Here is a 21,664-nt window from a genome sequence, read left to right on the forward strand (position 1 = left end):
CGAGAGAAGATGATCAAGCACATCGTGATGTGGAAACTGAAGGACCATGCCGAAGGCGCCGACCGCGCCACCAACGCGGCCAAGATGAAGGCGCTGCTGGACGGCTGCATCGGCCTGGTGCCCGGCCTGCTGAAGCTGGAGGCCGTCGTGGCCCAACCCGGCCTGGAAGCGACCTATGACGTGATGCTGTACTCCGAATTCACCGACAAGGCCGCGCTGGACGAATACCAGAACCATCCCGACCACGTGGCCATGAAACCTTTCTTCGGCGCGGTGCGCGATGCGCGCCAGTGCATGGATTACGAAATCTAACAGTTAAGGACACCCGCAATGCGTACAACTCAAGAATTGTTTTCCCTGGCCGGCAAGACCGCCCTGATCACCGGCGGCTCGCGCGGGCTGGGCCTGCAAATGGCGCTGGCGCTGGGCGAGCAGGGTGCCAAAATCGTCATCTCCTCGCGCAAGCAGGCCGACCTGGATGAAGCGGTGGCCTTCCTGACCGGACACGGCGTCGACGCCCACGCGGTCGCCGCCGACCTGTCGCAGGATGCGCACGCGGACGCGCTGGTGACGGCTGCGCTGGCCCACCTCGGCCATATCGACATCCTGATCAACAACGCCGGCGCCAGCTGGGGCGCGCCGGCCGAAGACCATCCGCTCGAGGCGTGGGACAAGGTGATGAACCTGAACATCCGCAGCATCTTCGTGGTGTCGCAACTGGTGGGCAAGCGCTCGATGATCCCACGCGGCTACGGCCGCATCATCAACATCGCGTCGATCGCCGGCCTGGCCGGCAATCCGCCGGGCACCATGCAGACCATCGCCTACAACACCTCGAAAGGCGCGCTGGTCAACTTCACTCGCACGCTGGCGGGCGAGTGGGGCCGTCATGGCATCACCGTCAACGCGCTGGCGCCGGGCTTCTTCCCGTCGAAGATGACCAAGGGCTTGCTGGAGAAGCTGGGACCGGACGAGCTGTCCAAGGACGCGCCGCTGGGCCGCCTGGGCGACGACGAAGACTTGAAAGGCGCGGCGGTGCTGTTCGCTTCCGACGCAGGCAAGCACATCACCGGCCAGATCCTGGCGGTGGACGGCGGCGTGTCGGCGGTCTGACGATGACCGATATCCCCAAGACTTACCGGCGCATCGTGCTGGCGGCGCGTCCGCGCGGCCCGGTGGCGGCGGAGAACTTCCGGCTGGAGACGGTCGACGTGCCCGAGCTGGCCGACGGCGAGGTGCTGATCCGCAATCACTACCTGTCGCTGGACCCGTACATGCGCGGGCGCATGAGCGCGGCCAAGAGCTATGCCACCTCGCAAGCGCTGGACGAGACCATGATAGGCGGCACGGTGGGCCAGGTGCTGGCGTCGCGCAACGCCTACTTCAAGGCCGGCGACGCGGTCGGCGGCATGCTGGGTTGGGCGGAGATGGGCGTGTCCGACGGCGTGCTGCTGCGCAAGCTCGACACGACGCGCATTCCGCTGTCGGCCTATCTGGGCGTGGTCGGCATGCCGGGCATGGCGGCGTGGTACGGCTTCCATCAAATCCTGGAAGCGGGCGCCGGTGACACGGTGGTGGTGTCGGCCGCCAGCGGCGCGGTCGGCAGCGTGGTCGGGCAACTGGCGCGGCTGCGTGGCTGCCATGTGGTCGGCATCGCCGGCGGACCGGAGAAATGCGAGTACGTGGTCAAGCAGCTGGGCTTCGATGCCTGCGTCGACTACAAGGCCGGCAATCTGGACGCCGAACTGGCCGCCGCCACGCCGGACGGCGTCGACGCGATCTTTGAAAACGTCGGCGGCGCCTGCCTGGACGCGGCGCTGGCGCGCACCAACCCCTTCGCCCGCGTGGCCTTGTGCGGACTGATCGCCGGCTTCAACGGCCAGGAGATGCCGATCAAGAATTCGCGCCTGCTGCTGATCAACCGCTTGATGCTGCGCGGCTTCATCGTCACCGAGCATATGGAGTTTTGGCAGCAGGGCTTGCAGGAGCTGGCCGTGCTGGTCGCCAATCACCAGATCAAATACCGCGAATCGGTAGCGGAAGGCCTCGCAGCCGCGCCGCAAGCATTCATGGGCCTGCTGCAAGGGCAGAACTTCGGCAAACAACTAGTGAAGCTTTTCTAAAAAAAATGAAAACATTCAGAGACAAGGTCGTCGTCATCACCGGTGGCGCGAGTGGTTTGGGCCGCGAGTTCGCCAACGTGGCGGCGCGCGAGGGCATGAAGCTGGTGCTGGCCGACGTGCAGGTTGATGCGCTGCAGCGCGCCGTCGATGAGCTGAAGGCGCAGGGCGCCAGCGTGATCTCGCGCCTGTGCGACGTGCGCAAGGGCGAGCAGGTGCAGGCGCTGGCAGACGCGGCCATGGCCGAGTTCGGCGCCGTGCATCTGCTGTTCAACAACGCCGGCGTCGGCTCGGGTGGCCTGATCTGGGAGAATACCGAGGCCGACTGGGAGTGGGTGATGGGCGTGAACGTGTGGGGCGTGATCCACGGCGTGCGCATCTTCACCAGGCTGATGCTGGATGCGGCCAAGGATGATCCGTCGTTCGAAGGCCACATCGTCAACACTGCGTCGATGGCGGGCTTGCTGAACGCGCCGGCGATGGGCGTGTACAACGTCTCCAAGCATGCGGTGGTGTCGCTGTCGGAGACCTTGTATCAGGATCTGCAACTGGTCGGCGCGCCGATCGGGGCGTCGGTGTTGTGTCCGTACTTTGTGCCGACCGGTATCAGCCAGTCGCACCGCAACCGTCCCGAGGACGTGCGCATGACGCAGGGCCCGACCGCCAGCCAGCTGGCAGCGCAAGCGATGACGGACAAGGCGGTATCGTCCGGCAAGGTGTCGGCGCAGGACGTGGCGGAGACCACCTTCAAGGCCGTCGCCAACGGCGACTTCTACATCTACTCGCATCCGGGCGCGCTGGCCGGCGTGCAGGAGCGCATGGAGCACATCGTCGCCGGTACCAACCCTGGCGATCCTTACGCCGCCACGCCGCATGTGCGCGAAGCGCTGCGGGCCAAGATGAAGCTGGGCTGATCTTGCAACAGCTGCGCGTGGAGGCCTTCCAGCGCAAGCCCGTCTTTGACGACATTGCGCAGGCCGCCCGCCGCCTGAGCGGTGATTGTGGCAACAATGCGTGTATTTTGGTGTAGCCATGCCGTGTTAAGCTAATGACAAGCTTACTATCGCGCCTCCTATGTTTATCGCAAAAAGACTGTTTTTGATATTTGCCGTTTTGCTTGCTGCCGCGGCTATCTGGAAGGGAGGCGATTGGTTGACCCGGCCGCAATACCAGGCCGCTCCACTTTCCGGTGCGAACCCAACGGGTCATCACGCCCAAGTCGCGCTGGCGGCCGCGGCCACGGCCACGGTCGCGACAGGACATACTACATCGCCGGCGCAAGCCGAAGACCACGTCGAAGACATGGTTCGCGTTGCCGCCGGAGATCCAGGAAAATCATTTGAAGCCTTCAATAAGATTGAAGAGTGCCTGACCCTGGAGAAGGACAAGGAAATCGTCAATGACGTGGATTTCAAGTTCACTTGGCAGGATGCCGGCGTCACGATGGAGACTGTGAAGCACAAGGCCGGGGAGCCTGCGTTGCAAGTGCTGCGCAGGATTTGTGCGGGCTTGTCCGGCAGAACCAGATTGGACCGTTTCCATCTCCTGAATTACGCCGCCGATAAGGGCGTGCCCGGCGCCTTGGCGGGCTATATCTTCGCTGGACCGGAGGGTGACCGGGCCGCCTTGAAGGAGCGGCCGGACGATCCGGCCGTTATCAAATGGCGCGCCGACGCGCTACGGCGCCTTGATGAGCGCATCGCACAAGGATATCCCGATGCTTTGCTGTTAGGCGCCAGCGGCTACGCGGAGTTGGGCAAGATCATGACCTCGGCCGACATGTGCATGGAGCATATGGCGGTCAACAGGGTGCTGGGCGCAATCAATAGCAGCGAAGGCATCTATCCTAAGGCACTGCTGGACATCTGGGCCAAAGACCTGAGCGAACAGCAGAAGAGCGATGCCGAAGCACAAGCCGAGCGCATCTTCCTGAACTGGAAGCGGCGCCAGACAGCGCCGCTTGCGCCCGTTGCGGTTGCCCGGCAATGACCCATCGCGAGAAAACCATAATGTGCTGACCGGGTGTGTCGTGGCATCCCCGGCGTCGGCATGCGCGTCCAACTAGTGTGCCAGGGCTGGTCCCAGTTTCGCTGCGATGTCCCTCCCGGCTTCCGTGGTGCTGGCGCTGCCGCCCATGTCCGGGGTGCGATTGCCGTCCAGTAGCCAGGCTTCGATGGCGGCGACGACGGCGTCGTGCGCCGCGCGGTAGTTGGCGTCGCCGTTGCCGAGGAAGTCCAGCATCATGGCGCCGGACCAGATCATCGCCACCGGGTTGGCGATGTTCTTGCCGTAGATGTCGGGCGCCGAGCCATGCACCGGCTCGAACAGCGACGGCCACTGCCGGCCCGGATTCAGATTGGCCGATGGCGCGATACCGATGGTGCCGGTGCAGGCCGGACCCAGGTCGGACAGGATGTCGCCAAACAGGTTGGACGCCACCACCACATCAAAGCGCTCCGGCGACAACACGAAACGCGCAGCGAGGATGTCGATGTGGTACTGGTCCCAGCGTACATCGGGGTAGTCCTTGGCCATCGCGGCCACGCGCTCGTCCCAGTACGACATGCTGATCGAGATCCCGTTCGATTTGGTGGCCGACGTCAGATGCTTGCGCGGCCGGCTCTGCGCGAGGTCGAAAGCATATTGCAGCACGCGGTCCACGCCGGTGCGGGTGAAAATGGCCTCCTGCAGCACAAACTCGCGCTCCGTGCCTTCAAACATGCGGCCGCCGACGGACGAATATTCGCCCTCGGTGTTTTCGCGCACGATGTAGAAGTCGATGTCGCCCGTCTGTTTGTTGGCCAGCGGGCAGGGCACGCCGGGCATCAGGCGAACCGGCCGCAAGTTGACGTACTGGTCGAACTGGCGGCGGAACTTCAGCAAGGAACCCCACAGCGAAATATGGTCGGGCACCAGCGCCGGCCAGCCGACCGCGCCGAAGAAGATGGCTTCGTAGTCTTGCAGCAGCTCGAACCAGTCGTCCGGCATCATCTTGCCGTGCGCGGCGTAGTAATCGCAGCTGGCCCACTCGAACGTGGTCCATCGATGTTGATGTTGAAGCGGCGGGCGGCTGCTTCCACCACCCGTATGCCCTCGGGCATGACTTCCTTGCCGATGCCGTCTCCGGCGATGACGGCGATTTTGTGTGTTTTCATGAAGATTCTCCTTGAAGAGAAGAATAGCGCGATCCGTTTCGTTTAGAATGTGTTGAAATGTGATCTCATGGAACACGATTTGTGAATAATAGGATTGAAAACGACGACTTGCGCGTGTTGGTCGCGGTGGTGCGCAAATCCAGCTTTGCCGGCGCGGCGGAAGCGCTGGGCATGTCGCCTGCCTATGTCAGCAAGCGTATCGGCGTACTGGAGGACGCGCTGGGTGTGCGGTTGTTCCACCGGACCACGCGCCGGGTCGTGCTCAGTGATGATGGTGAGCAGGTCCACGTCCGCGCGCTGGCCATCCTGGAAAGCCTCGACAGCCTGTTCGACGACGTCGCCGAGCGCAAGGGTGTGCCGCGTGGACTGCTGCGCGTCAGCAGCAGCTTCGGTTTTGGCCGCAACGTGGTCGCGCCGGCGATTGCCGGGCTGCTCAAGGCCCATCCAGCGCTGGAGGTCAGGCTGGAAGTGTTCGACCGGTTGGTCGACATCGTCAGCGAGGGTTTCGACCTGGACATCCGCGTCGGCGACGACATCGCACCGCACCTGATCGCGCGCCGGTTGATGGACAACCACCGCATCCTGTGCGCCGCGCCATCGTATCTCGAACGGCGCGGAACGCCGGGCACGCTTCAAGAATTGGCCGACCACGACTGCCTGGCGATCAAGGAGCGCGACATGCCGTTCGGCGTGTGGCGTTTACGCAGCGGCGCGCGGGAGGAGACCGCGGTCAAGGTGACGGGGCCGCTGTCGTCCAACCACGGCGAGATTGCGCTGCAATGGGCGGTGGCCGGCGCGGGCATTGTGCTGCGCTCGCGCTGGGATGCTCAGCCACATCTGATGCGCGGCGACCTGGTGCAGGTACTGCCCGAGTACACGCAGGACGCCAACGTCTGGGCGGTGTATCCACAACGGCTGGCCAGTTCGGCCAAGGTGCGCGTGTGCGTGGACTTCCTGGAGCGCCACCTTGCATGCGACAATCCTGCTTCCTCCAACTAGCCTGCACGCCGATGACCAACACCGCCAAGCACGACATCCGCACCGGAGACTGGACCGCCCTCAATACCGACGCCAAGCTGATACGCTTTGAGGTCTTCGTCGAAGAACAGAAAGTCCCGGCCGAACTGGAAATGGACCACATGGACGCGGTCTGCCTGCACGCCGTGGCCTACGACGCCAGCGGCACGCCAGTCGGCACTGGCCGCCTGCTGCCGGACGGCCACATCGGCCGCATGGCGGTGCGCCAGGTCGCGCGCGGCAGCGGCGTTGGCGGCGCCTTGTTGCAGGTGCTGATGGCGCAGGCGCGCGCACGAGGTGACCAACAAGTGGTGCTGAGCGCGCAATCGCACGCCGCGCCGTTCTACGAGCGCCACGGTTTCGCCATCGACGGCGACGAATTCTTTGAGGCCGGCATCGCCCACATCAACATGCAGTACACCTTTTAAGGAACACAGCCATGACGCACATCGTAGAGAATTTCGATCCCAAGCTGGACCTGGTATTTGAGCGCGACATCGATATCGCGCCGGAATTGGTGTGGGCCGCCTGGACCAGGCCGGAACATCTGGTGAACTGGTTCACGCCGTCGCCGTGGAAGACGCTGGAGGCGCATTGCGACCTGCGTCCCGGCGGCTTGTTCAGCTCCGTGATGGCCGGACCGAACGGCGAGCGCCATGACAATCGCGGCTGCTATCTGGAGGTTGTGGAAAACCGCCGCCTGACGTGGACCGATGCACTCGGACCCGGCTTTCGCCCGACCGGCAACGCCTTCATCACCGGCGTGGTGACGATGGAGCCGCTGCCCAACGGCGGCACGCGCTACATCGCCTGCGCCCGCCACAAGGACGAGGCCACTGTCGAAGCGCACAAGCAGATGGGCTTTCAGGAGGGCTGGGGCAAGGCGCTCGACCAGCTGGTCGCCTACATGAAGCAGCTTTAACCCAACGGATTGCATGACGGCTAGTTGCCGTACTTTTTGAGCAGGGCACTCAGGCGGGCAGGTCCGTGCGTGCCGTACCATTGCCAGATGGCTTCGGCTTGCCGGCGGTTTTGCTCGTAGTAGCTTTTGTTGAGGGCCAGCCAGGCCGTGGTCGAAAACAAGGGCTTGTCGAGCCGCGTGAATTCCTTGCCGTAGCGCGCCGCCACGGTGGCGTCCATGTCGTCCTTCGACGCCAGCGATACGGCGAAACCGTCGATGCGGTGGTGGCGCAGCTTTTCGAAATTGGTGTCCGGGTTGGCCGCGCCCTGGTCCACCTCGACGCCGCGTTCGCGCAAGACCTTGATGTGGGGCGCGCCGTGCGACAGGCCGATGATGCGTCCGCGCATGAGGACCGCCGGGTCGCCATGCTTGGCCAGGCCGTCGCTGGTGCGCACGAACACCACGCTGTACAAGGCCATGCCGCGGGCGGGATCAGGCTTGCCGTGCTTGTCGAGCGGATAGACGATGTTCGGCGAAGGGCCGACCACGTCGGGAGAAAATAGCGAGGTGGCGTCGATCTGGCCGCTCTCCATGCTCAGCCGCAGGCGCGGCGGCGGCATGCGCACCATCACGGTGGTGCAGCCGGCGCTGGCGGCCGCTTCGCGGGTCAGGTCGGCCAGTGCGCCGGCGGCTGGCTTGCCTTCGTCCGCGCCGACGCCGAGATAGTAGGGCGGCACTGCCTGGTCGGTGTAACCGAAACGCAGCGGCGCGCAGGCAGCGGCGGCCTGTCCGGCCAGCAGCATCAGTAACGGAACGGACAACAACGGCGAACCACGCATGGACGTTAAGCAAGTGAGAAGCCTGCGGCCGGCCGGGGTGGCCGTGCGCGAACAGGTCTGCTTGCTAGTGTATCAGCATCTCTTGCAAGGTCGCAGGGGCGTCGGCGTAGAGCTTGACCACGGTGGAGGTGCGGGTGCCGTAGCTCGGGCTCTCGATCCGCACCGCCGACAGCATGCGCTCCAGGTCCAGCGGGACGCCGGTTTCCGGCAGGCGCTGGTCGGGCGCGGGTGTGGTGTCGGCCAGCATTTCGAAGTAGGCGTCGTCCGGCGCGCCCAGGCATAGCAGGCTGGCGAACTGCGCTTTGGTTTTCAACACCTTGGGCCACGGCGCGTCCAGCAGCGCGTTCGACAGGCCGTACACGCCCGGTTCCAGCGGCTTGCCGTTGCGCGGGTCGTTGTCGCCGCGATTGGAGAACCAGATCAGCGTGTCGCCGTCGCTCAGCACCAGGTTGAAGCCGTTGTAGGCGGCGGCATCGGCGCGGATGGCGTCGACGTATTCCTGCGGTGTCATGCTGCCGGCCAGGTAGTCGGCCACCAGATGGCCGCGCGACGGCGCATTGAACCGATGCTCGGACGGTGCGCGGATGTTGGTGATGGCGGCGAAGCGCGAGGCCTTGCTGCCGGCCGGCAGCTGCGTGATGCCCATCCAGCTGCCACCGGCCTGCAAGTCGCGGCCGGCGAAAATCTGTGGATGTTCCGGCCATGGCGCCGCCGGCGCGGTGGCGCGCTGGTAGAACTCATCCCGGTTGGCGGCAGCCACCAGCGGTACCGCAGGTATGACCCGCCAGGCAAAAACGATCAGGCACATGTGACTAAATCCATAAACAATTCGGTGTGACGCGGGCCGTCGGTCCAGGCGGACAAGCCAGCCAGCGCGACGGCTTCATCCAGCGCGGATGCGAAGCCGGCCGGCGTGGCGGCATACACTTCCATCCACGTCTGCTTGCCGTCCCTGGCTTCGGGACGGCGCTTGAGCTGGCACGCGACGCCGTGCCGCGCGCCCAGCGCCGCCTGCATCGGGACGACCGCCGCCAGCAAGGAGGCCGCATCGGCATCCTTGACCTGATAGTAAATGTAGAGATCCATGCTAGAGATCGAGTGGGTCCAGCACGTAAGGCATGTCGAGGAAGGTCAGCGGTGCGCCGCCGGCCGAGCCGAGACGGACCGAGGCCGCCTCGATGGCGGCCAGCTTCATTTCGACCAGCGCGTCGATGCCGCCCTTGCCGTTGGGGGCGGCGTTGACGACCATGCCGCATGGCTGCTCGGGATCGGCGGTGGCGAACACTTCAACGCCGGCCGCAGCCGCCGCATCGGCGATGCTGACCAGCGTGGTGCGCCGCTTGAGCTTGCCCAGATACTGGCTGCGGGCGACGATTTCCTGGCCCGGATAGCAGCCCTTCTTGAAGTTGACCGCGCCCAGCAGCTCGAAATTGATCATCTGCGGAACGAATTGTTCCTGCGTGGCCTTGGTGATCTGCGGAATGCCGGCATGGATTTCCGACAGATGCCAGGCGTCGGTGCGGCCGACCGACAGCTTGGCGGCCAGCTCCGGCGCCACGGTCTGCGCGACTTCGGCCGACATCAGCCACTGGTAGCGTGGCGCGCCGAACGCATCGGCCACGCGGATCAGCGTGCCCAGCGGATGGTCGACCTTGCTGAACGGTTTGGCCGGCAGCGGGTCGAACCAGTTTTGCAGCGCTTCTTCCGCCATGCCGCCGCCCAGGCCCAGCACCACCTGATGGGCCGGCGACTCGCTCGCATCGCTGAGCTTGGTCTTGGCGCGCAGCACGAACATCGCCAGGCGCTTCTGCACCGGCGCCTGGATCTCGCGCGGCAGTTGCAGGAAGATGGTGGTTTCGTTACGCCACATCAGGAAAGAGGCCAATAAGCGGCCCTTGGGCGAGCAGTAGCCGGCCAGGCGGACTTCGCCCAAGCCCAGGTGCTCGACGTCGTTGGTCAGCTGATTGTGCAGGAAACTGGCCGATTCCTCGCCGTCCAGCGCGATCAGGCCCTGGTCGCTGATGGGCGCGACAAAGCCCACGGCAAGCTGGGTGGTGGTCAGCGGCTGGGCTGGCTGAGCTAAAAGTTCATTCCAAGAAGACATAATTTCCAATAATTTGACGATTAAAGCATTATCATTACGGGCTCATTATAGTGATGTCGGACGGATCGCGTCGGATACCGCGCAAAACGTGCACTGGCGAACTGTGCCAAGAAGTGGCAAGCTGTGCGACTTGTTCCAACCCTATGGCTTCAACAATGGCTTTTATCAAAAAAATCATCACCTTGTGCATCATGCTGGCGATCGCCGGCGGCGGCTACTTTATCTATTGGTCCCAGCACCCGATCATCGGCGACGAGATCGAAGCCATTGAATTTACCATCGCGCCCGGCAGCGGCGCCCATGCCGCAGGCCAGCAGATCGCCGAAGCGGGCGTGCCGATCGAGCCCTTGCTGTTCAACCTGCTGGCGCGCGTGACCAACAAGAGCGGCAAGCTGAAAGCCGGCGCCTACGAACTCAAGCCCGGCACCACGCCGCTGCGCCTGATCGACCAGCTGGTGCGCGGCGAGTTCGCGCAGGAGCAGCTGACCATCATCGAAGGCTGGACCTTCCGCCAGATGCGGGCCGCCATCGCCGCCCACAAGGGCATGAAGCACGATACCGTCGCCATGTCGGACAAGGAAGTGATGCGCGCCATCGGCTCGGAATACAAGCTGCCGGAAGGATTGTTCTTCCCGGATACCTATCTGTTCGCCAAGGGCGCCAGCGATTTGCAGATCTACAAACAGGCGCACGCCATGCTGCTGACCCGCCTGAACGACGCCTGGGACAAGCGCGATCCGGCGCTGCCGTACAAGACGTCGTACGAGGCGTTGACCATGGCCTCCATTGTCGAAAAGGAAACCGGGCAAAAGTCCGAGCGCGGCATGATCGCCGGTGTGTTCGTCAACCGCCTGAAGCTGGGCATGCTGCTGCAAACGGACCCCACCGTGATCTACGGCATGGGCAACAAGTACGACGGCAAGATCCATAAATCGGATCTGGAGACCGACACCCCTTACAATACCTATACTCGCGCCGGTTTGCCGCCGACCCCGATCGCCTTGCCTGGCGTGCAATCGCTGGCGGCGGCGCTGGCGCCGGCCAAGACGCCGGCGCTGTATTTCGTCTCCAAGGGTAATGGCAGCAGCCAGTTTTCCGATAATTTGACCGACCACAATCGGGCAGTGAACAAGTTTCAAAGATAAGCTTCAGAGAATTCATGACTCAACACCGCGGTAAATTCATCACGTTCGAAGGCATAGACGGCGCCGGAAAATCGACCCACATCGCCTTCGTCGGCGACTACCTGAAGGCGCGTGGCGTCGACCTGGTCAGCTCGCGCGAGCCGGGCGGCACGCCGCTGGGCGAAAAGCTGCGCGAACTGGTGCTGCACGAAAAAATGCACCTGGAAACCGAAGCGCTGCTGATGTTCGCCAGCCGCCGCGAGCACATCGCGCAAGTGATCGAGCCGGCGCTGCATGGCGGCGCCTGGGCCATTTCCGACCGTTTCACCGACGCCAGCTTCGCCTACCAGGGCGGCGGGCGCGGCATGGACCTGGCCAAGCTGGAAGCGCTGGAGCAGTGGGTGCATCCGCATCTGCAGCCGGACCTGACGCTGCTGTTCGACGTGCCGCTGGAAGTGGCGCGCGCCCGGCTGGACGCCACCCGTTCGCTGGACAAGTTCGAGCAGGAAAAGGCCGATTTCTTCGCCTCCACCCGCAATGAGTACCTGCGCCGCGCCACCCAGTTCGCATCCCGTTTCCGCGTGATCGACTCGACCCAGTCCATCGCGGACATCCAGGTCCGGATCGCCGCCATCCTCGACGAATTGCTTGCACTTTAAAAGTATTGCATAAGCGCTTGTTTTAAAACAGAATACCAAACAATGAGTAATTCCATATATCCGTGGCAGGAAGCGTCCTGGCAGCAGTTGCAACTGCTGCGCCAGCGCATGCCGCACGCCATCCTGTTTCATGGCGCCGCCGGGATAGGCAAATCCGACTTCATCGAACGCTTCGCCCAGGGCTTGCTGTGCGAGGCCGTGCTGCCGGATGGCCATGCCTGCGGCCAGTGCGCGTCCTGCGGCTGGTTCTCGCAGCATAACCACCCGGACTACCGCCGCGTGCGGCCGGAAGCGCTGGAAGACGAACCCACCGGTGACGGTGAAGAGGGCGACGGCGAAGCCAAGAAAACCACCGCCAAGTCGGCCAAGGCGCCGTCCAAAGAGATCAAGATCGAGCAGATCCGCAACCTGGCGGACTTCATGAACATTTCCACCCACCGCCAGGGGCTGCGGGTGGTGGTGCTGTATCCTGCCGAAGCGCTGAACATGCCGGCCTCCAACGCGCTGCTGAAGACGCTGGAAGAACCGCCTCCGGGCACGGTGTTCCTGCTGGCCTCCAACAGCCTGGACCGGCTGCTGCCGACCATCCTGTCGCGCTGCCGCAAGTTCGCGCTGCCGATGCCGAGCCACGCCGAGGCGCTGGCCTGGCTAAAGTCGCAGGGCGTGCCGGACGCCGACAGCTGGCTGCGCGAGCAGGGCGGCGCGCCGCTGGCGGCCATGGCGCAGGCCGAAGTCGGCAACCGTGACGATCTGGAAGTATTGCTGCAACTGCTGGCACACCCCAGTGTGGAAGGCGCGTTGAAAGTTGCCGACAAACTGCAAAAAGTGCCGTTGAGTGCACAAGTTTCATGGTTGCAGCGCTGGCTTTATGATGTGTTTTCCTACAAACTGGCAGGTAACATCCGGTACTATCCTCGCTACCAGAAGGAGCTGGCCAGCCTAGCCGCCAAGATCCACGTCAGCCGCCTGCTGGCCGCGATCAAAGGCGCCAACGAGCGCCGCGCCACGGCCGACCATCCGCTGTCGCCCAAACTGTTCCTGGAGGATATGTTGCTCGATTACGCCGCCTGCTGCGCCTGAAAGGGAATTAATGTCTGCTGCCAGCCCTCTCGACCCGAACACCGTGCCCGCCGTGGCACGGCCTACGGTATTGTCGCTGGCCATCAAGGAGAAGGCCGCGCTGTATGCGGCCTATATGCCTTTCCTGAAGAACGGCGGCATGTTCGTGCCGACCCAGAAGCCCTACAAAATCGGCGACGAGATCTACCTGATCCTGGCGCTGATGGACGACGTCAACAAATACCCGATCGCCGGCAAGGTGGCCTGGATCACGCCGCCCGGCGCGCACAACAACAAGGCGCAGGGCATAGGCGTGCACTTCCCGGAAGACGAGAGCGGCCAGCGCGCCCGCCTGCGCATCGAAGAAATCCTCGGCGCGGCGCTGCGTTCCTCGCGCGCCACGCATACGCTTTAGTTTCAACATACTCCTTCACCGTTTTCCGACATGACCACAGCTTTCCGCCACCGCCTCGCCACGCTCGACGACTTGCCTACCATCGTCGCCATCTACAACACCACCATCGCCTCGCGCGAGGTCACGGCCGATACCGAGCCGGTGTCGGTGGAATCGCGCCTGGGCTGGTTCCACGAGCACACACCGGAGAAGCGGCCGCTGTGGATCATCGAGCAAGCCGGCGATACGTCGGGCAAGCCGGAAATCCTGGGCTGGATGTCGTACTCGAACTTCTACGGCCGCCCGGCGTATTCGGGCACGTCGGAGATTTCGATCTACCTCGCCGAGGCCTGGCGCGGCAAGGGCGTGGGCGGCTACTGCATCACCCAGGCCATCGCGCACGCGCCGGCGATCAAGGTGCATACCTTGCTGGGCTTTATCTTCGGCCACAACAAGCCCAGCCTGGGCCTGTTCGCCAAATTCGGCTTCGAGACCTGGGCCAACCTGCCCAAGGTGGCCAATCTGGACGGCGTCGAGCGCGACCTGATCATCCTGGGCAAGCGCGTCGACTGAGCCTTATTTCAACGCGCGGTCCACCGCCGCGCGGATCTGGTCGCTTGCGCAGACCACCGCCGAGTGACCGCAATCGCCTTGCAGCACCGTGGTGGTGGCACCGATCTGGTGCGCGAACGCCAGCGCCGGCGCCGGATTGACGATCAAGTCCTGGCGCGGGTTGATGATGTGGACCCGTGCTTTGACCTTCTTGGCGGCGTCGTCGCCGATATCCTGCGTCAGGAAGGCGCGCATTTGCCAGCGCATATCGTTGGCGTCGGCCGCATCCGGGTCGTCCTCGATCGTCTCCGCGATGAATTTGTCCACTTCGGACGGCTTGGTCTTGGCCGCGCGGTAGGCCGGCGTATCGAAATTCAGTGAAAAAATCTGGTGGTACAGCGGCAGCTTGGGGTTTTGCTTGTAGTCGCCGTTGGCGTATTGCGGATCGGCCAGCATGGCCGCCTCCTCGGTGCGCCAGAACAACAGGTCGTAGCTGGTCTGGCGCGGCGTGCCGGCGATCGGCACGGCCACGTCCATGTAGCCGGGATGGCTGACCATCCACTGGAAAGCCTGCGTGGCACCCATCGAGTAGCCGACGATGGCGTGGACGCGCTTGAGGCCCAGCTTCTCGCTCAGCAGCCGGTATTCAGACTCGACCATGTCGCGCACATTGAAGGCCGGGAAGGCCGTGCCGTGCTGCGCCGCGCTGTTGGACGGCGAGCAAGCCACGCCATTGCCGATCGCATCGACCACGATCACGTAGTGTCCGGCCGTGTTGAACAAGCCTTTGGGGCCCAGCAACGACACCGCTTCGCTGCTCTTGCCGGTGTGCCAGGGCAGGAACACGACGGCGTTCGAGCGTGCCGCGTTCAGCGTGCCGATGGTGCGGTAGCCGAGCTTGCAATCCTTGATGACGGCGCCGCTTTCGAGCCGGACATCGCCCAGGTCGGCAAATTGCTGGGGTGGCGCGTCGGCGGCGGTGGCGGCCAAAGGCAAGGCGAGGGCGAGGGCAAGCGGAAGGCGGCTGAACATCAGGCAAACTCCGGAAGTGAATGGGAACGCCGATTCTAGGCTAGGCGTGCTTAGGTTACAATCACGGCATGTTTATCGATTCCCATTGCCACATTAATTTCCCCGAGCTGGCTGCTCGCATGCCCGAGATCCTGGCCAAGATGGCCGACAACAAAGTCACCCATGCGCTGTGCGTGTCGGTCGACTTGCCGGATTTCCCACAGGTGCTGGCCCTGGCCCATGAGTATCCGCACATCTACGCCTCGGTCGGCGTGCACCCGGATTACGAGGACACGCCTGAACCGACCGTCGAACAGTTGGTGGAACTGGCCAACGACCCGAAGATCATCGCCATCGGTGAGACCGGGCTGGACTACTTCCGCCTGCAAGGCGACCTGGAATGGCAGCGCGAGCGCTTCCGCACCCACATCAAGGCCTCAAGAATCACGCGCAAGCCTTTGATTATTCACACCCGCAACGCCAGCGAGGACACCATCCGCATCATGCGCGAAGAAGGCGCAGGCACGGAGGCGGGCGGCGTGGCCGGCGTGATGCATTGCTTTACCGAATCGCTGGAAGTGGCGCGCGCGGCGATCGAGATGGGCTTCTACATCTCGTTCTCCGGCATCGTGACCTTCAAGAGCGCCAAAGATTTGCAGGCGGTGGCGCTGGAAGTGCCGCTGGAACGCATCCTGATCGAGACCGATTCGCCCTACCTGGCGCCGATGCCGCACCGCGGTAAGATGAACGAGCCGGGTTTCGTGGCCCATGTCGGCGAATACATCGCCAAGCTCAAGGGCGTGCCGGTGGAGCAGGTCGCCGAGCAGACGACAGCCAATTTCTTCAAACTATTCAACGTGGTAGCGTAGTTCCTTAATGCTGAATCTATCCAAGCGCCGCTTGCTGCTGGCCGTCCTGGCCGCCACTTTGACGATGCCCTCGCTGGCCGCCGAGCAAACCGACGATGAAGTCGATCTGTTCCGCGCCGCCCAGCTGGACAATGTCTCCGGCGTCAAAAAGCTGCTGGAGCGCGGACTGAGCCCCAATCTGCGCGAGCCGGGCGGCGAGACCGCATTGATCGTTGCGATGCGCTACGAAGCCTACCGCGTCGCGACCTTGCTGATGGATCAACCAGGCATCGACCTGGAAGCCAAGGCGCCCAACGGCAACACCGCGCTGATGATGGCGGCCTTCCGCCAAAGCAAGGCGACCGTGCTGGACATGCTCAAGCGCGGCGCGCAGGTGAATCAGAAGGGCTGGGCCGCCTTGCACTACGCGGCGGCAGCCGGCAGCACCGAGATCACCAACATCCTGCTGGAGCACCACGCCTACATCGACGCCGAATCGCCATCCGGCATGACGCCACTGATGATCGCCGCCCGCGAGGGCCAGGAAAAAATCGTCGAATTGCTGCTGGAGCAGGGTGCCGACGCCACCCTGAAAGACGGCGGCTTCCACCAGACCGCCGCCGAGTTCGCGACCCACGCGGACAAGCCGTGGATCGCTCAAACCATCAATGCCCACCTGGCCGCGAAGGCCAAGCGCTAAGGGCGTGCCGAATTGATAAGGCCTGAATTGGCGGGTTTTTGGCGCTTATCTCCGGGTTTGGTTCGTCAAGGATGTTAACGATAATGGGTCCAGTGCATTGCCTCCAGACACAATGCGCATTAACCAAGGATATCCATGCTGAACGAACGCGAGATTGAAAGCTGCTATCTGGGGCAATTCATTCCAGTCCACTACCATCACAACATGCTGATGGATCAAAACCGCATGCACGGCTTCAAGTCGGCCATCGACTACGCCGTCAAGCCTGGCGCCAAGGTCCTGGAGCTTGGCGGCGGCACCGGCGTGCTGTCGTGGTTCGCGGCGGCCAAGGCGGACAAGGTGTATTGCGTCGAATTCAATCCCGACATGGTCAAGGAAGCGCGCAAGATGCTGGCGTTGAACCCCAACGGCGAAAAGGTCGAAGTGGTCCATGCCGACGCCTTTGAATACCTGCCGCCGGAGCCGGTCGATGTGGTGATCTGCGAGATGATCCACGTCGGCATGCTGCGCGAGAAGCAAGTGGAAGTGATCGAGTCCTTCAAGCGCCGTTACATCGAGCGTTTCGGCGGCCCGCTGCCGGTTTTCCTGCCGGAAGCGGTCATCATGGCGGTCCAGCCCTTGCAGCAGGAATATGATTTCGAAGGCTTTTATGCGCCCATCGTGCAGTTCCAGGAAACCAATGTGATCTATCCTGGCACCGTGGAAGTGGCGCAGCCTGCGGTCTACAGCATCATCGACTTCAACCAGCCGAACGACCTGACCTACGCATGGCAGGGCAAGTTCGTGGTCGAGCGCAGCGGCGAGATCAACGCGATGCGCTTCGTCACCAAGAACATCCTGGCCGTGGTGTCGGAGCGTTCCACCACCATCGACTGGCTCAACCACTACATGACGCTGCCGTTGGCCAACCCGGTCAAGGCGCGCGAAGGCGATGTGCTGCAAGTGAGCTTCCAGTACCGCGCCGGCGGCTCGATTCCGTCGCTGCAAGCCTCGCTGCGCGCCGAGATCCTGTACGAAGCGGCGCTGCAACCGGCCAGCTACGTGCCGGCCTACGCTTAAAAAGCTCTTCACGCGGGTCGTTCTGAAGCGTATATTTCGTCTTTTGCAGAAAGAAATATATGGAACAGAACGACCAACGCTACCTCATCCAGCAGAACAAGATCGCCGACGGCGACCAGAAACCACCCGTCTTTGCCAAAGTCATGCGCAGCAAGGAAGGCGCGTTTGAAGGCGTCTCCTTCATCAAATCGAAGGAAAAAGCTTCGATCTTGACCATCGAACAAGCCAACCAGGCGATCGAATGGGCGGCCAAGAAGAAGCCGAACGCCCACGAGTACATCACCAAGATCATCTGCGTCGGCCAATAATCCCCATTCATTCCCCGTTTCGCGCGATTGATCGCGTTTTTCCGCCGTTGGTCGCATGCCAATTGCCTGCCGGGGAGCGCCGCACTACAGTGACAGCATTGACAACGCATCAACTGGATCGGGAGCATCTCATGTTCGGATTTCTGCTGTGGCTGGTTTTGCTGTTCCTGTGCTGGCCGCTGGCCTTGCTGGCGCTGGTGCTGTATCCGCTGTTCTGGCTGATCACCTTGCCGTTCCGCCTAATCGGCATCGGCGTCGAAGGCGTGTTCGAACTGCTGCGCGCCGTGGTCATGCTGCCGGCGCGCATCCTGCGCGGCTCGCCAGGCCGCTGAGCCGGCCTAGAAGTCCACCAGGAAACCGCCGCCCAGCGATTTCTGCGAATAGTTATAGTCGATCAGGCTCTGGCCGTAGCCGCTGAAGGCTTGCACATAGCCTTTCAGGTTGGCCAGCACCGGGAACGACCAGCCCGCCTGCAAGGCGCCATGGTGCGTCGAGAAATTGCGGCGCGCCATCAGCGAGAACGTATGGCCGTCGCTGCGGTAGCTCAGGTTCAGGTCGCCATGGCCGAGATAATCGGTGATGTCGATGTTGTCGTTGTCCGAGCGGGCATTATCCAGGCGCTTCCAGAAGCGCAATTGCGCGCCCAGCTTGCCGTGCTCGGCGCCCACTTCCGCATATGCCCGGTTCCAGCTGCGCGACAAGGTCGAGGTCTGTCCGTTCGACTGGTGCACCACGCCCACGGTCAGGTAGCGGACGTCGAGGGCCGGGCCCAGGTTCAGGTTCAGGTTCAGGTTCAGCGGCGTGGTCAGCATCAGCTCGGGCTGGTAGTTGGTCTCGCGGAAGGGGCTGGAGGCGGCGCGGTTGTAGGCTTGCCAGTAGCTGTTCTGGGTGTAGCCGAACCACAGGTCGATCGGCGTCTTGAACGCCTGTTCGACCATTTTCATTTTGAAACTCAGCTGGTAGGTCAGTTCCGTATGCTGGGACTTGATGCCGGCCGGCGTGAAGTCTTCAAAAGGCGCATCATTGGAGCTGGTGCTGTAATTGGCCAGCAGCAGATAGGTGTCGCGGTGCGGGCGGAAATTGAACACGCCGCGCTTGGCCGAACGGTCCAGCTCCCACCACTGCACCATGCGTGAGACCGTGTCTTCAGGTGGTATCGTGGTCATCGCGGCGACTTTGGCCGGCAGCACCGGCGCGGCGGGCGGCTCGTCCAGCTGGGTGCTCGAGGGCTGCGCCAGCGCGGCGGCCAGTTTGCTGGTCTTGCCGGGATCGGGGATGCCGACCGCAGCGCCGCCTAATGCCTGGAGCGCTGGGCCGGCCTTGGCCAAACCGTCATAGCAAGCCAGGCGGGCGCTGGCGTCGCCCAGCACGGAACAGCGTTCGATGCGCAGTTCCAGGTCGGAGGCCGCCGGCGGTGTTGCGGACTGGGCTAATGCCAGAGCCGGGCTCATGCTCAAGGACAGAAGCAGGGCGTGTTTCAATGGAACAGTCATGGAGAACTTTCAGTTAAACTTGCTAGTTATACTGCAGCCTATATTAATTGCCGTTAGTCATGTCGCACGCCAGAAATAAGCTGGCTCTTGAAATTTGCATTAATCGCTACACTTGAGACTTCCTGCATTCACGTTGCATCAAGGAGAGAATGATGACCCGCAAGACCCCCATCGAGCGTTACCGCAACATTGGCATCAGCGCGCACATCGACGCTGGCAAGACCACGACCACGGAGCGCATCCTGTTTTATACCGGCGTCAACCACAAAATCGGCGAGGTGCACAATGGCGCCGCGACGATGGACTGGATGGAGCAGGAGCAGGAACGCGGGATCACCATCACCTCGGCCGCCACCACCGCCTTCTGGAAAGGCATGGCGGGCAATTTCCCTGAGCACCGCATCAACATCATCGACACGCCCGGCCACGTCGACTTCACCATCGAGGTCGAGCGGTCCATGCGCGTGCTGGACGGCGCCGTCATGGTGTACGACGCGGTCGGTGGCGTGCAGCCGCAATCGGAGACCGTCTGGCGCCAGGCCAACAAGTACGCCGTGCCGCGCATCGCCTTCATCAACAAGATGGACCGCGTCGGCGCCGACTTCTTCCGCGTGCGCGAGCAGATCGCCACGCGGCTGAAGGGCGTCGCCATTCCGATCCAGATTCCGCTGGGTGCGGAGGACAACTTCCACGGCGTGGTGGACCTGGTCAAGATGCGCGCGATTAACTGGGACGACGAGAGCCTGGGTGTCAAGTTCAGCTACGAGGACATCCCCGCGCATCTGCAGGCGCTGGCGCAGGAGTGGCACGACAAAATGGTCGAGGCTGCCGCCGAAGGTTCGCCCGAGCTGCTGGAGAAATACCTGGACGGCGGCGTGCTGACCGAAGAAGAGATCAAGGCCGGCCTGCGCCAGCGCACCATCCGCAACGAGATCGTGCCCATGCTGGCCGGCAGCGCCTTCAAGAACCGCGGCGTGCAGGCGATGCTGGACGCGGTGGTCGAGTATCTGCCGTCGCCGCTGGACGTACCGGCGATTGCCGGTCACGACGAGGATGACAATCCGATCGAGCGCCATCCGAGCGACAGCGATCCGTTCTCGGCGCTGGCGTTCAAGATCATGACCGATCCGTTCGTCGGCCAGCTGACCTTCTTCCGCGTGTATTCGGGCGTGGTCAATTCCGGCGACACCGTCTACAACCCGACCAAGAGCCAGAAGGAGCGCCTGGGCCGCATCCTGCAGATGCACGCCAACGAGCGCAAGGAGATCAAGGAAGTCTACGCCGGCGATATCGCGGCGGCGGTGGGCCTGAAGGGCGTGACCACCGGCGATACGCTGAGCTCGCCGGACCATGTGATCGTGCTGGAAAAGATGATCTTCCCGGAACCGGTGATCTCGCAGGCGGTCGAGCCGAAGACCAAGGTCGACCAGGAAAAAATGGGCATCGCCCTGAACCGGCTGGCGCAGGAAGACCCGTCGTTCCGCGTGCATACCGACGAGGAATCGGGCCAGACCATCATGTCCGGCATGGGCGAGCTGCACCTTGAAATCCTGGTGGACCGCATGCGGCGCGAGTTTGGTGTTGAAGCGACGGTGGGCAAGCCGCAGGTGGCGTATCGCGAGACCATCCAGAAGACGGCCAGCGATGTCGAAGGCAAGTTCGTCAAGCAGTCCGGCGGACGCGGGCAGTACGGCCACGTGGTGCTGACCTTGGAGCCGATGGAGCCGGGTAAGGGCTATCTGTTTGTCGACGCCATCAAGGGCGGCGTGGTGCCGCGCGAGTTCATTCCCGCAGTCGACAAGGGCGTGCAGGAAACCTTGCGCAGCGGCGTGCTGGCGGGCTATCCGGTGGTCGACGTCAAGGTGACGCTGACCTTCGGCTCCTATCATGATGTCGACTCGAACGAGAACGCCTTCCGCATGGCCGGTTCGATGGCCTTCAAGGACGGCATGAAGCGCGCCGATCCTGTGCTGCTGGAGCCGATGATGCAGGTGGAAGTGGAAACGCCGGAAGAGTTCATGGGCAACGCCATGGGCGACCTGACGGCGCGGCGCGGCATGGTGCAGGGCATGGACGAGATACCCGGCGGCGGCGGCAAGATCATCCGCGCGCTGGTGCCGCTGGCCGAGATGTTCGGCTACTCCACCACGCTGCGTTCGCTGACCCAGGGCCGGGCCACGTACACGATGGAGTTCAAGCACTACGCCGCCGTGCCGAAGCACATCCTCGACCACATCGCGACCTCGTCCAAGGCCCGCCACTAAGCAACTCCGGGGTCAAGTCTGACATTCGGACACGAGCTCGACCGTAGCACGTCATTA

25 protein-coding genes and 1 pseudogene are annotated in these 21,664 nt (G+C 63.2%); 19 read left to right on the plus strand and 7 right to left on the minus strand.

From position 1 onward, the window contains the following. Window positions 1–9 precede the first annotated feature (9 nt). The 5 genes from KVP70_RS25490 (at window position 10) to KVP70_RS25510 (ending at window position 4,109) form a co-directional block, all read left to right on the plus strand. Window positions 10–312 (plus strand): Dabb family protein, encoded by a 303-nt coding sequence (locus tag KVP70_RS25490; protein WP_116990695.1) that lies wholly within the window; start codon window positions 10–12, stop codon window positions 310–312. A gap of 18 nt (window positions 313–330) precedes the next feature. Further along, window positions 331–1,113, plus strand: a complete 783-nt coding sequence (locus KVP70_RS25495) for an SDR family oxidoreductase (RefSeq protein WP_217945227.1) — start codon at window positions 331–333, stop codon at window positions 1,111–1,113. Between the two features lie 2 nt (window positions 1,114–1,115). Beyond that, window positions 1,116–2,123, plus strand: a complete 1,008-nt coding sequence (locus KVP70_RS25500; protein ID WP_217945228.1) for an NADP-dependent oxidoreductase — start codon at window positions 1,116–1,118, stop codon at window positions 2,121–2,123. Window positions 2,124–2,128: 5 nt separating this feature from the next. Then, the gene (locus KVP70_RS25505; RefSeq protein WP_217945229.1) at window positions 2,129–3,034 is read left to right on the plus strand and encodes an SDR family oxidoreductase; all 906 of its coding nucleotides are present in this window, start codon (window positions 2,129–2,131) and stop codon (window positions 3,032–3,034) included. A 160-nt stretch (window positions 3,035–3,194) separates the two neighbouring features. Then, complete coding sequence (locus tag KVP70_RS25510; RefSeq protein WP_217945230.1) at window positions 3,195–4,109, plus strand: hypothetical protein; 915 nt, start codon at window positions 3,195–3,197, stop codon at window positions 4,107–4,109. A gap of 72 nt (window positions 4,110–4,181) precedes the next feature. Here the strand turns inward: KVP70_RS25510 and KVP70_RS25515 are convergent. Further along, window positions 4,182–5,275 (minus strand): annotated as a pseudogene (locus KVP70_RS25515) (tartrate dehydrogenase). An 81-nt stretch (window positions 5,276–5,356) separates the two neighbouring features. On the opposite strand from KVP70_RS25515, the gene KVP70_RS25520 reads away from it, so the two are divergent. From KVP70_RS25520 to KVP70_RS25530, 3 genes are read left to right on the plus strand one after another with little or no spacing between them, the layout of a single operon-like run. Further along, window positions 5,357–6,274, plus strand: a complete 918-nt coding sequence (locus KVP70_RS25520; protein WP_217945231.1) for a LysR substrate-binding domain-containing protein — start codon at window positions 5,357–5,359, stop codon at window positions 6,272–6,274. 11 nt (window positions 6,275–6,285) lie between these two features. Further along, window positions 6,286–6,720, plus strand: a complete 435-nt coding sequence (locus KVP70_RS25525) for a GNAT family N-acetyltransferase (RefSeq protein WP_217945307.1) — start codon at window positions 6,286–6,288, stop codon at window positions 6,718–6,720. A gap of 11 nt (window positions 6,721–6,731) precedes the next feature. Further along, window positions 6,732–7,214: an SRPBCC family protein gene (locus tag KVP70_RS25530; RefSeq protein ID WP_217945232.1), complete on the plus strand. Its 483-nt coding sequence runs from the start codon at window positions 6,732–6,734 to the stop codon at window positions 7,212–7,214. A gap of 20 nt (window positions 7,215–7,234) precedes the next feature. Here KVP70_RS25530 and KVP70_RS25535 read toward each other — a convergent pair whose 3' ends face one another. The 4 genes from KVP70_RS25535 to ygfZ all read right to left on the minus strand — a co-directional run bounded on the left by KVP70_RS25535 (window position 7,235) and on the right by ygfZ (window position 10,136). After that, complete coding sequence (locus KVP70_RS25535; RefSeq protein ID WP_217945233.1) at window positions 7,235–8,014, minus strand: transporter substrate-binding domain-containing protein; 780 nt, start codon at window positions 8,012–8,014, stop codon at window positions 7,235–7,237. Between the two features lie 82 nt (window positions 8,015–8,096). Next, window positions 8,097–8,840, minus strand: coding sequence for an NRDE family protein (locus KVP70_RS25540; protein ID WP_217945234.1), 744 nt, complete (start codon window positions 8,838–8,840; stop codon window positions 8,097–8,099). After that, the gene (locus KVP70_RS25545; RefSeq protein WP_217945235.1) at window positions 8,831–9,118 is read right to left on the minus strand and encodes a DUF4936 family protein; all 288 of its coding nucleotides are present in this window, start codon (window positions 9,116–9,118) and stop codon (window positions 8,831–8,833) included. The genes KVP70_RS25540 and KVP70_RS25545 overlap by 10 nt, the downstream gene beginning before the upstream one ends. Window position 9,119: 1 nt before the next feature. Next, window positions 9,120–10,136: a CAF17-like 4Fe-4S cluster assembly/insertion protein YgfZ gene (gene ygfZ / locus KVP70_RS25550; RefSeq protein WP_217945236.1), complete on the minus strand. Its 1,017-nt coding sequence runs from the start codon at window positions 10,134–10,136 to the stop codon at window positions 9,120–9,122. Between the two features lie 155 nt (window positions 10,137–10,291). On the opposite strand from ygfZ, the gene mltG reads away from it, so the two are divergent. Genes mltG through KVP70_RS25575 form a run of 5 tightly spaced genes read left to right on the plus strand, consistent with a single transcriptional unit; the run spans window position 10,292 to window position 13,945 of the window. Further along, on the plus strand, window positions 10,292–11,281 hold the full coding sequence (gene mltG, locus KVP70_RS25555; RefSeq protein WP_217945237.1) for an endolytic transglycosylase MltG: 990 nt from the start codon (window positions 10,292–10,294) through the stop codon (window positions 11,279–11,281). Window positions 11,282–11,295: 14 nt separating this feature from the next. Further along, window positions 11,296–11,919, plus strand: coding sequence for a dTMP kinase (tmk, locus tag KVP70_RS25560; protein ID WP_217945238.1), 624 nt, complete (start codon window positions 11,296–11,298; stop codon window positions 11,917–11,919). 42 nt (window positions 11,920–11,961) lie between these two features. Next, window positions 11,962–12,999: a DNA polymerase III subunit delta' gene (locus KVP70_RS25565; protein ID WP_217945239.1), complete on the plus strand. Its 1,038-nt coding sequence runs from the start codon at window positions 11,962–11,964 to the stop codon at window positions 12,997–12,999. 10 nt (window positions 13,000–13,009) lie between these two features. Continuing rightward, window positions 13,010–13,393 carry a PilZ domain-containing protein gene (locus KVP70_RS25570; RefSeq protein ID WP_036622204.1) on the plus strand — a complete coding sequence of 128 codons (384 nt, stop codon included), beginning with the start codon at window positions 13,010–13,012 and terminating at the stop codon, window positions 13,391–13,393. Window positions 13,394–13,423: 30 nt separating this feature from the next. After that, window positions 13,424–13,945, plus strand: coding sequence for a GNAT family N-acetyltransferase (locus tag KVP70_RS25575; protein WP_217945240.1), 522 nt, complete (start codon window positions 13,424–13,426; stop codon window positions 13,943–13,945). Window positions 13,946–13,948: 3 nt separating this feature from the next. Here the strand turns inward: KVP70_RS25575 and KVP70_RS25580 are convergent, their stop codons facing one another. Next, the gene (locus tag KVP70_RS25580; protein WP_217945241.1) at window positions 13,949–14,956 is read right to left on the minus strand and encodes an alpha/beta fold hydrolase; all 1,008 of its coding nucleotides are present in this window, start codon (window positions 14,954–14,956) and stop codon (window positions 13,949–13,951) included. A gap of 68 nt (window positions 14,957–15,024) precedes the next feature. On the opposite strand from KVP70_RS25580, the gene KVP70_RS25585 reads away from it, so the two are divergent. The 5 genes from KVP70_RS25585 (at window position 15,025) to KVP70_RS25605 (ending at window position 18,182) form a co-directional block, all read left to right on the plus strand. Further along, window positions 15,025–15,804, plus strand: a complete 780-nt coding sequence (locus KVP70_RS25585) for a TatD family hydrolase (protein ID WP_217945242.1) — start codon at window positions 15,025–15,027, stop codon at window positions 15,802–15,804. A 7-nt stretch (window positions 15,805–15,811) separates the two neighbouring features. Beyond that, window positions 15,812–16,483, plus strand: coding sequence for an ankyrin repeat domain-containing protein (locus KVP70_RS25590; RefSeq protein WP_217945243.1), 672 nt, complete (start codon window positions 15,812–15,814; stop codon window positions 16,481–16,483). A gap of 135 nt (window positions 16,484–16,618) precedes the next feature. Beyond that, window positions 16,619–17,542: a class I SAM-dependent methyltransferase gene (locus KVP70_RS25595; protein WP_020703233.1), complete on the plus strand. Its 924-nt coding sequence runs from the start codon at window positions 16,619–16,621 to the stop codon at window positions 17,540–17,542. A 59-nt stretch (window positions 17,543–17,601) separates the two neighbouring features. Then, complete coding sequence (locus KVP70_RS25600; protein WP_217945244.1) at window positions 17,602–17,850, plus strand: hypothetical protein; 249 nt, start codon at window positions 17,602–17,604, stop codon at window positions 17,848–17,850. A 131-nt stretch (window positions 17,851–17,981) separates the two neighbouring features. Then, entirely contained in the window at window positions 17,982–18,182 is a 201-nt protein-coding gene (locus KVP70_RS25605; protein WP_020703231.1) for a hypothetical protein, read from the plus strand. A gap of 6 nt (window positions 18,183–18,188) precedes the next feature. Here the strand turns inward: KVP70_RS25605 and KVP70_RS25610 are convergent, their stop codons facing one another. After that, entirely contained in the window at window positions 18,189–19,301 is a 1,113-nt protein-coding gene (locus KVP70_RS25610) for a phospholipase A (RefSeq protein ID WP_217945308.1), read from the minus strand. Between the two features lie 194 nt (window positions 19,302–19,495). On the opposite strand from KVP70_RS25610, the gene fusA reads away from it, so the two are divergent. Further along, window positions 19,496–21,607, plus strand: coding sequence for an elongation factor G (gene fusA, locus KVP70_RS25615; protein WP_217945245.1), 2,112 nt, complete (start codon window positions 19,496–19,498; stop codon window positions 21,605–21,607). Window positions 21,608–21,664: the final 57 nt, after the last annotated feature.

Source organism: Duganella violaceipulchra, assembly GCF_019166075.1.
GTDB lineage: Bacteria > Pseudomonadota > Gammaproteobacteria > Burkholderiales > Burkholderiaceae_D > Rugamonas > Rugamonas violaceipulchra.

Bases quoted from the DNA above. Each gene is read 5' to 3' on its own strand.
- KVP70_RS25580 (WP_217945241.1), bottom strand. From the start codon at position 14,956: ATGTTCAGCCGCCTTCCGCTTGCCCTCGCCCTCGCCTTGCCTTTGGCC.
- KVP70_RS25610 (WP_217945308.1), bottom strand. From the start codon at position 19,301: ATGAGCCCGGCTCTGGCATTAGCCCAGTCCGCAACACCGCCGGCGGCC.
- KVP70_RS25510 (WP_217945230.1), top strand. From the start codon at position 3,195: ATGTTTATCGCAAAAAGACTGTTTTTGATATTTGCCGTTTTGCTTGCT.
- KVP70_RS25540 (WP_217945234.1), bottom strand. From the start codon at position 8,840: ATGTGCCTGATCGTTTTTGCCTGGCGGGTCATACCTGCGGTACCGCTG.
- KVP70_RS25495 (WP_217945227.1), top strand. From the start codon at position 331: ATGCGTACAACTCAAGAATTGTTTTCCCTGGCCGGCAAGACCGCCCTG.
- KVP70_RS25595 (WP_020703233.1), top strand. From the start codon at position 16,619: ATGCTGAACGAACGCGAGATTGAAAGCTGCTATCTGGGGCAATTCATT.
- KVP70_RS25600 (WP_217945244.1), top strand. From the start codon at position 17,602: ATGGAACAGAACGACCAACGCTACCTCATCCAGCAGAACAAGATCGCC.
- tmk (WP_217945238.1), top strand. From the start codon at position 11,296: ATGACTCAACACCGCGGTAAATTCATCACGTTCGAAGGCATAGACGGC.
- KVP70_RS25530 (WP_217945232.1), top strand. From the start codon at position 6,732: ATGACGCACATCGTAGAGAATTTCGATCCCAAGCTGGACCTGGTATTT.
- KVP70_RS25570 (WP_036622204.1), top strand. From the start codon at position 13,010: ATGTCTGCTGCCAGCCCTCTCGACCCGAACACCGTGCCCGCCGTGGCA.
- KVP70_RS25490 (WP_116990695.1), top strand. From the start codon at position 10: ATGATCAAGCACATCGTGATGTGGAAACTGAAGGACCATGCCGAAGGC.
- KVP70_RS25545 (WP_217945235.1), bottom strand. From the start codon at position 9,118: ATGGATCTCTACATTTACTATCAGGTCAAGGATGCCGATGCGGCCTCC.
- KVP70_RS25565 (WP_217945239.1), top strand. From the start codon at position 11,962: ATGAGTAATTCCATATATCCGTGGCAGGAAGCGTCCTGGCAGCAGTTG.
- KVP70_RS25525 (WP_217945307.1), top strand. From the start codon at position 6,286: ATGACCAACACCGCCAAGCACGACATCCGCACCGGAGACTGGACCGCC.
- fusA (WP_217945245.1), top strand. From the start codon at position 19,496: ATGACCCGCAAGACCCCCATCGAGCGTTACCGCAACATTGGCATCAGC.
- ygfZ (WP_217945236.1), bottom strand. From the start codon at position 10,136: ATGTCTTCTTGGAATGAACTTTTAGCTCAGCCAGCCCAGCCGCTGACC.
- KVP70_RS25505 (WP_217945229.1), top strand. From the start codon at position 2,129: ATGAAAACATTCAGAGACAAGGTCGTCGTCATCACCGGTGGCGCGAGT.
- KVP70_RS25605 (WP_020703231.1), top strand. From the start codon at position 17,982: ATGTTCGGATTTCTGCTGTGGCTGGTTTTGCTGTTCCTGTGCTGGCCG.
- KVP70_RS25500 (WP_217945228.1), top strand. From the start codon at position 1,116: ATGACCGATATCCCCAAGACTTACCGGCGCATCGTGCTGGCGGCGCGT.
- KVP70_RS25590 (WP_217945243.1), top strand. From the start codon at position 15,812: ATGCTGAATCTATCCAAGCGCCGCTTGCTGCTGGCCGTCCTGGCCGCC.
- KVP70_RS25585 (WP_217945242.1), top strand. From the start codon at position 15,025: ATGTTTATCGATTCCCATTGCCACATTAATTTCCCCGAGCTGGCTGCT.
- mltG (WP_217945237.1), top strand. From the start codon at position 10,292: ATGGCTTTTATCAAAAAAATCATCACCTTGTGCATCATGCTGGCGATC.
- KVP70_RS25575 (WP_217945240.1), top strand. From the start codon at position 13,424: ATGACCACAGCTTTCCGCCACCGCCTCGCCACGCTCGACGACTTGCCT.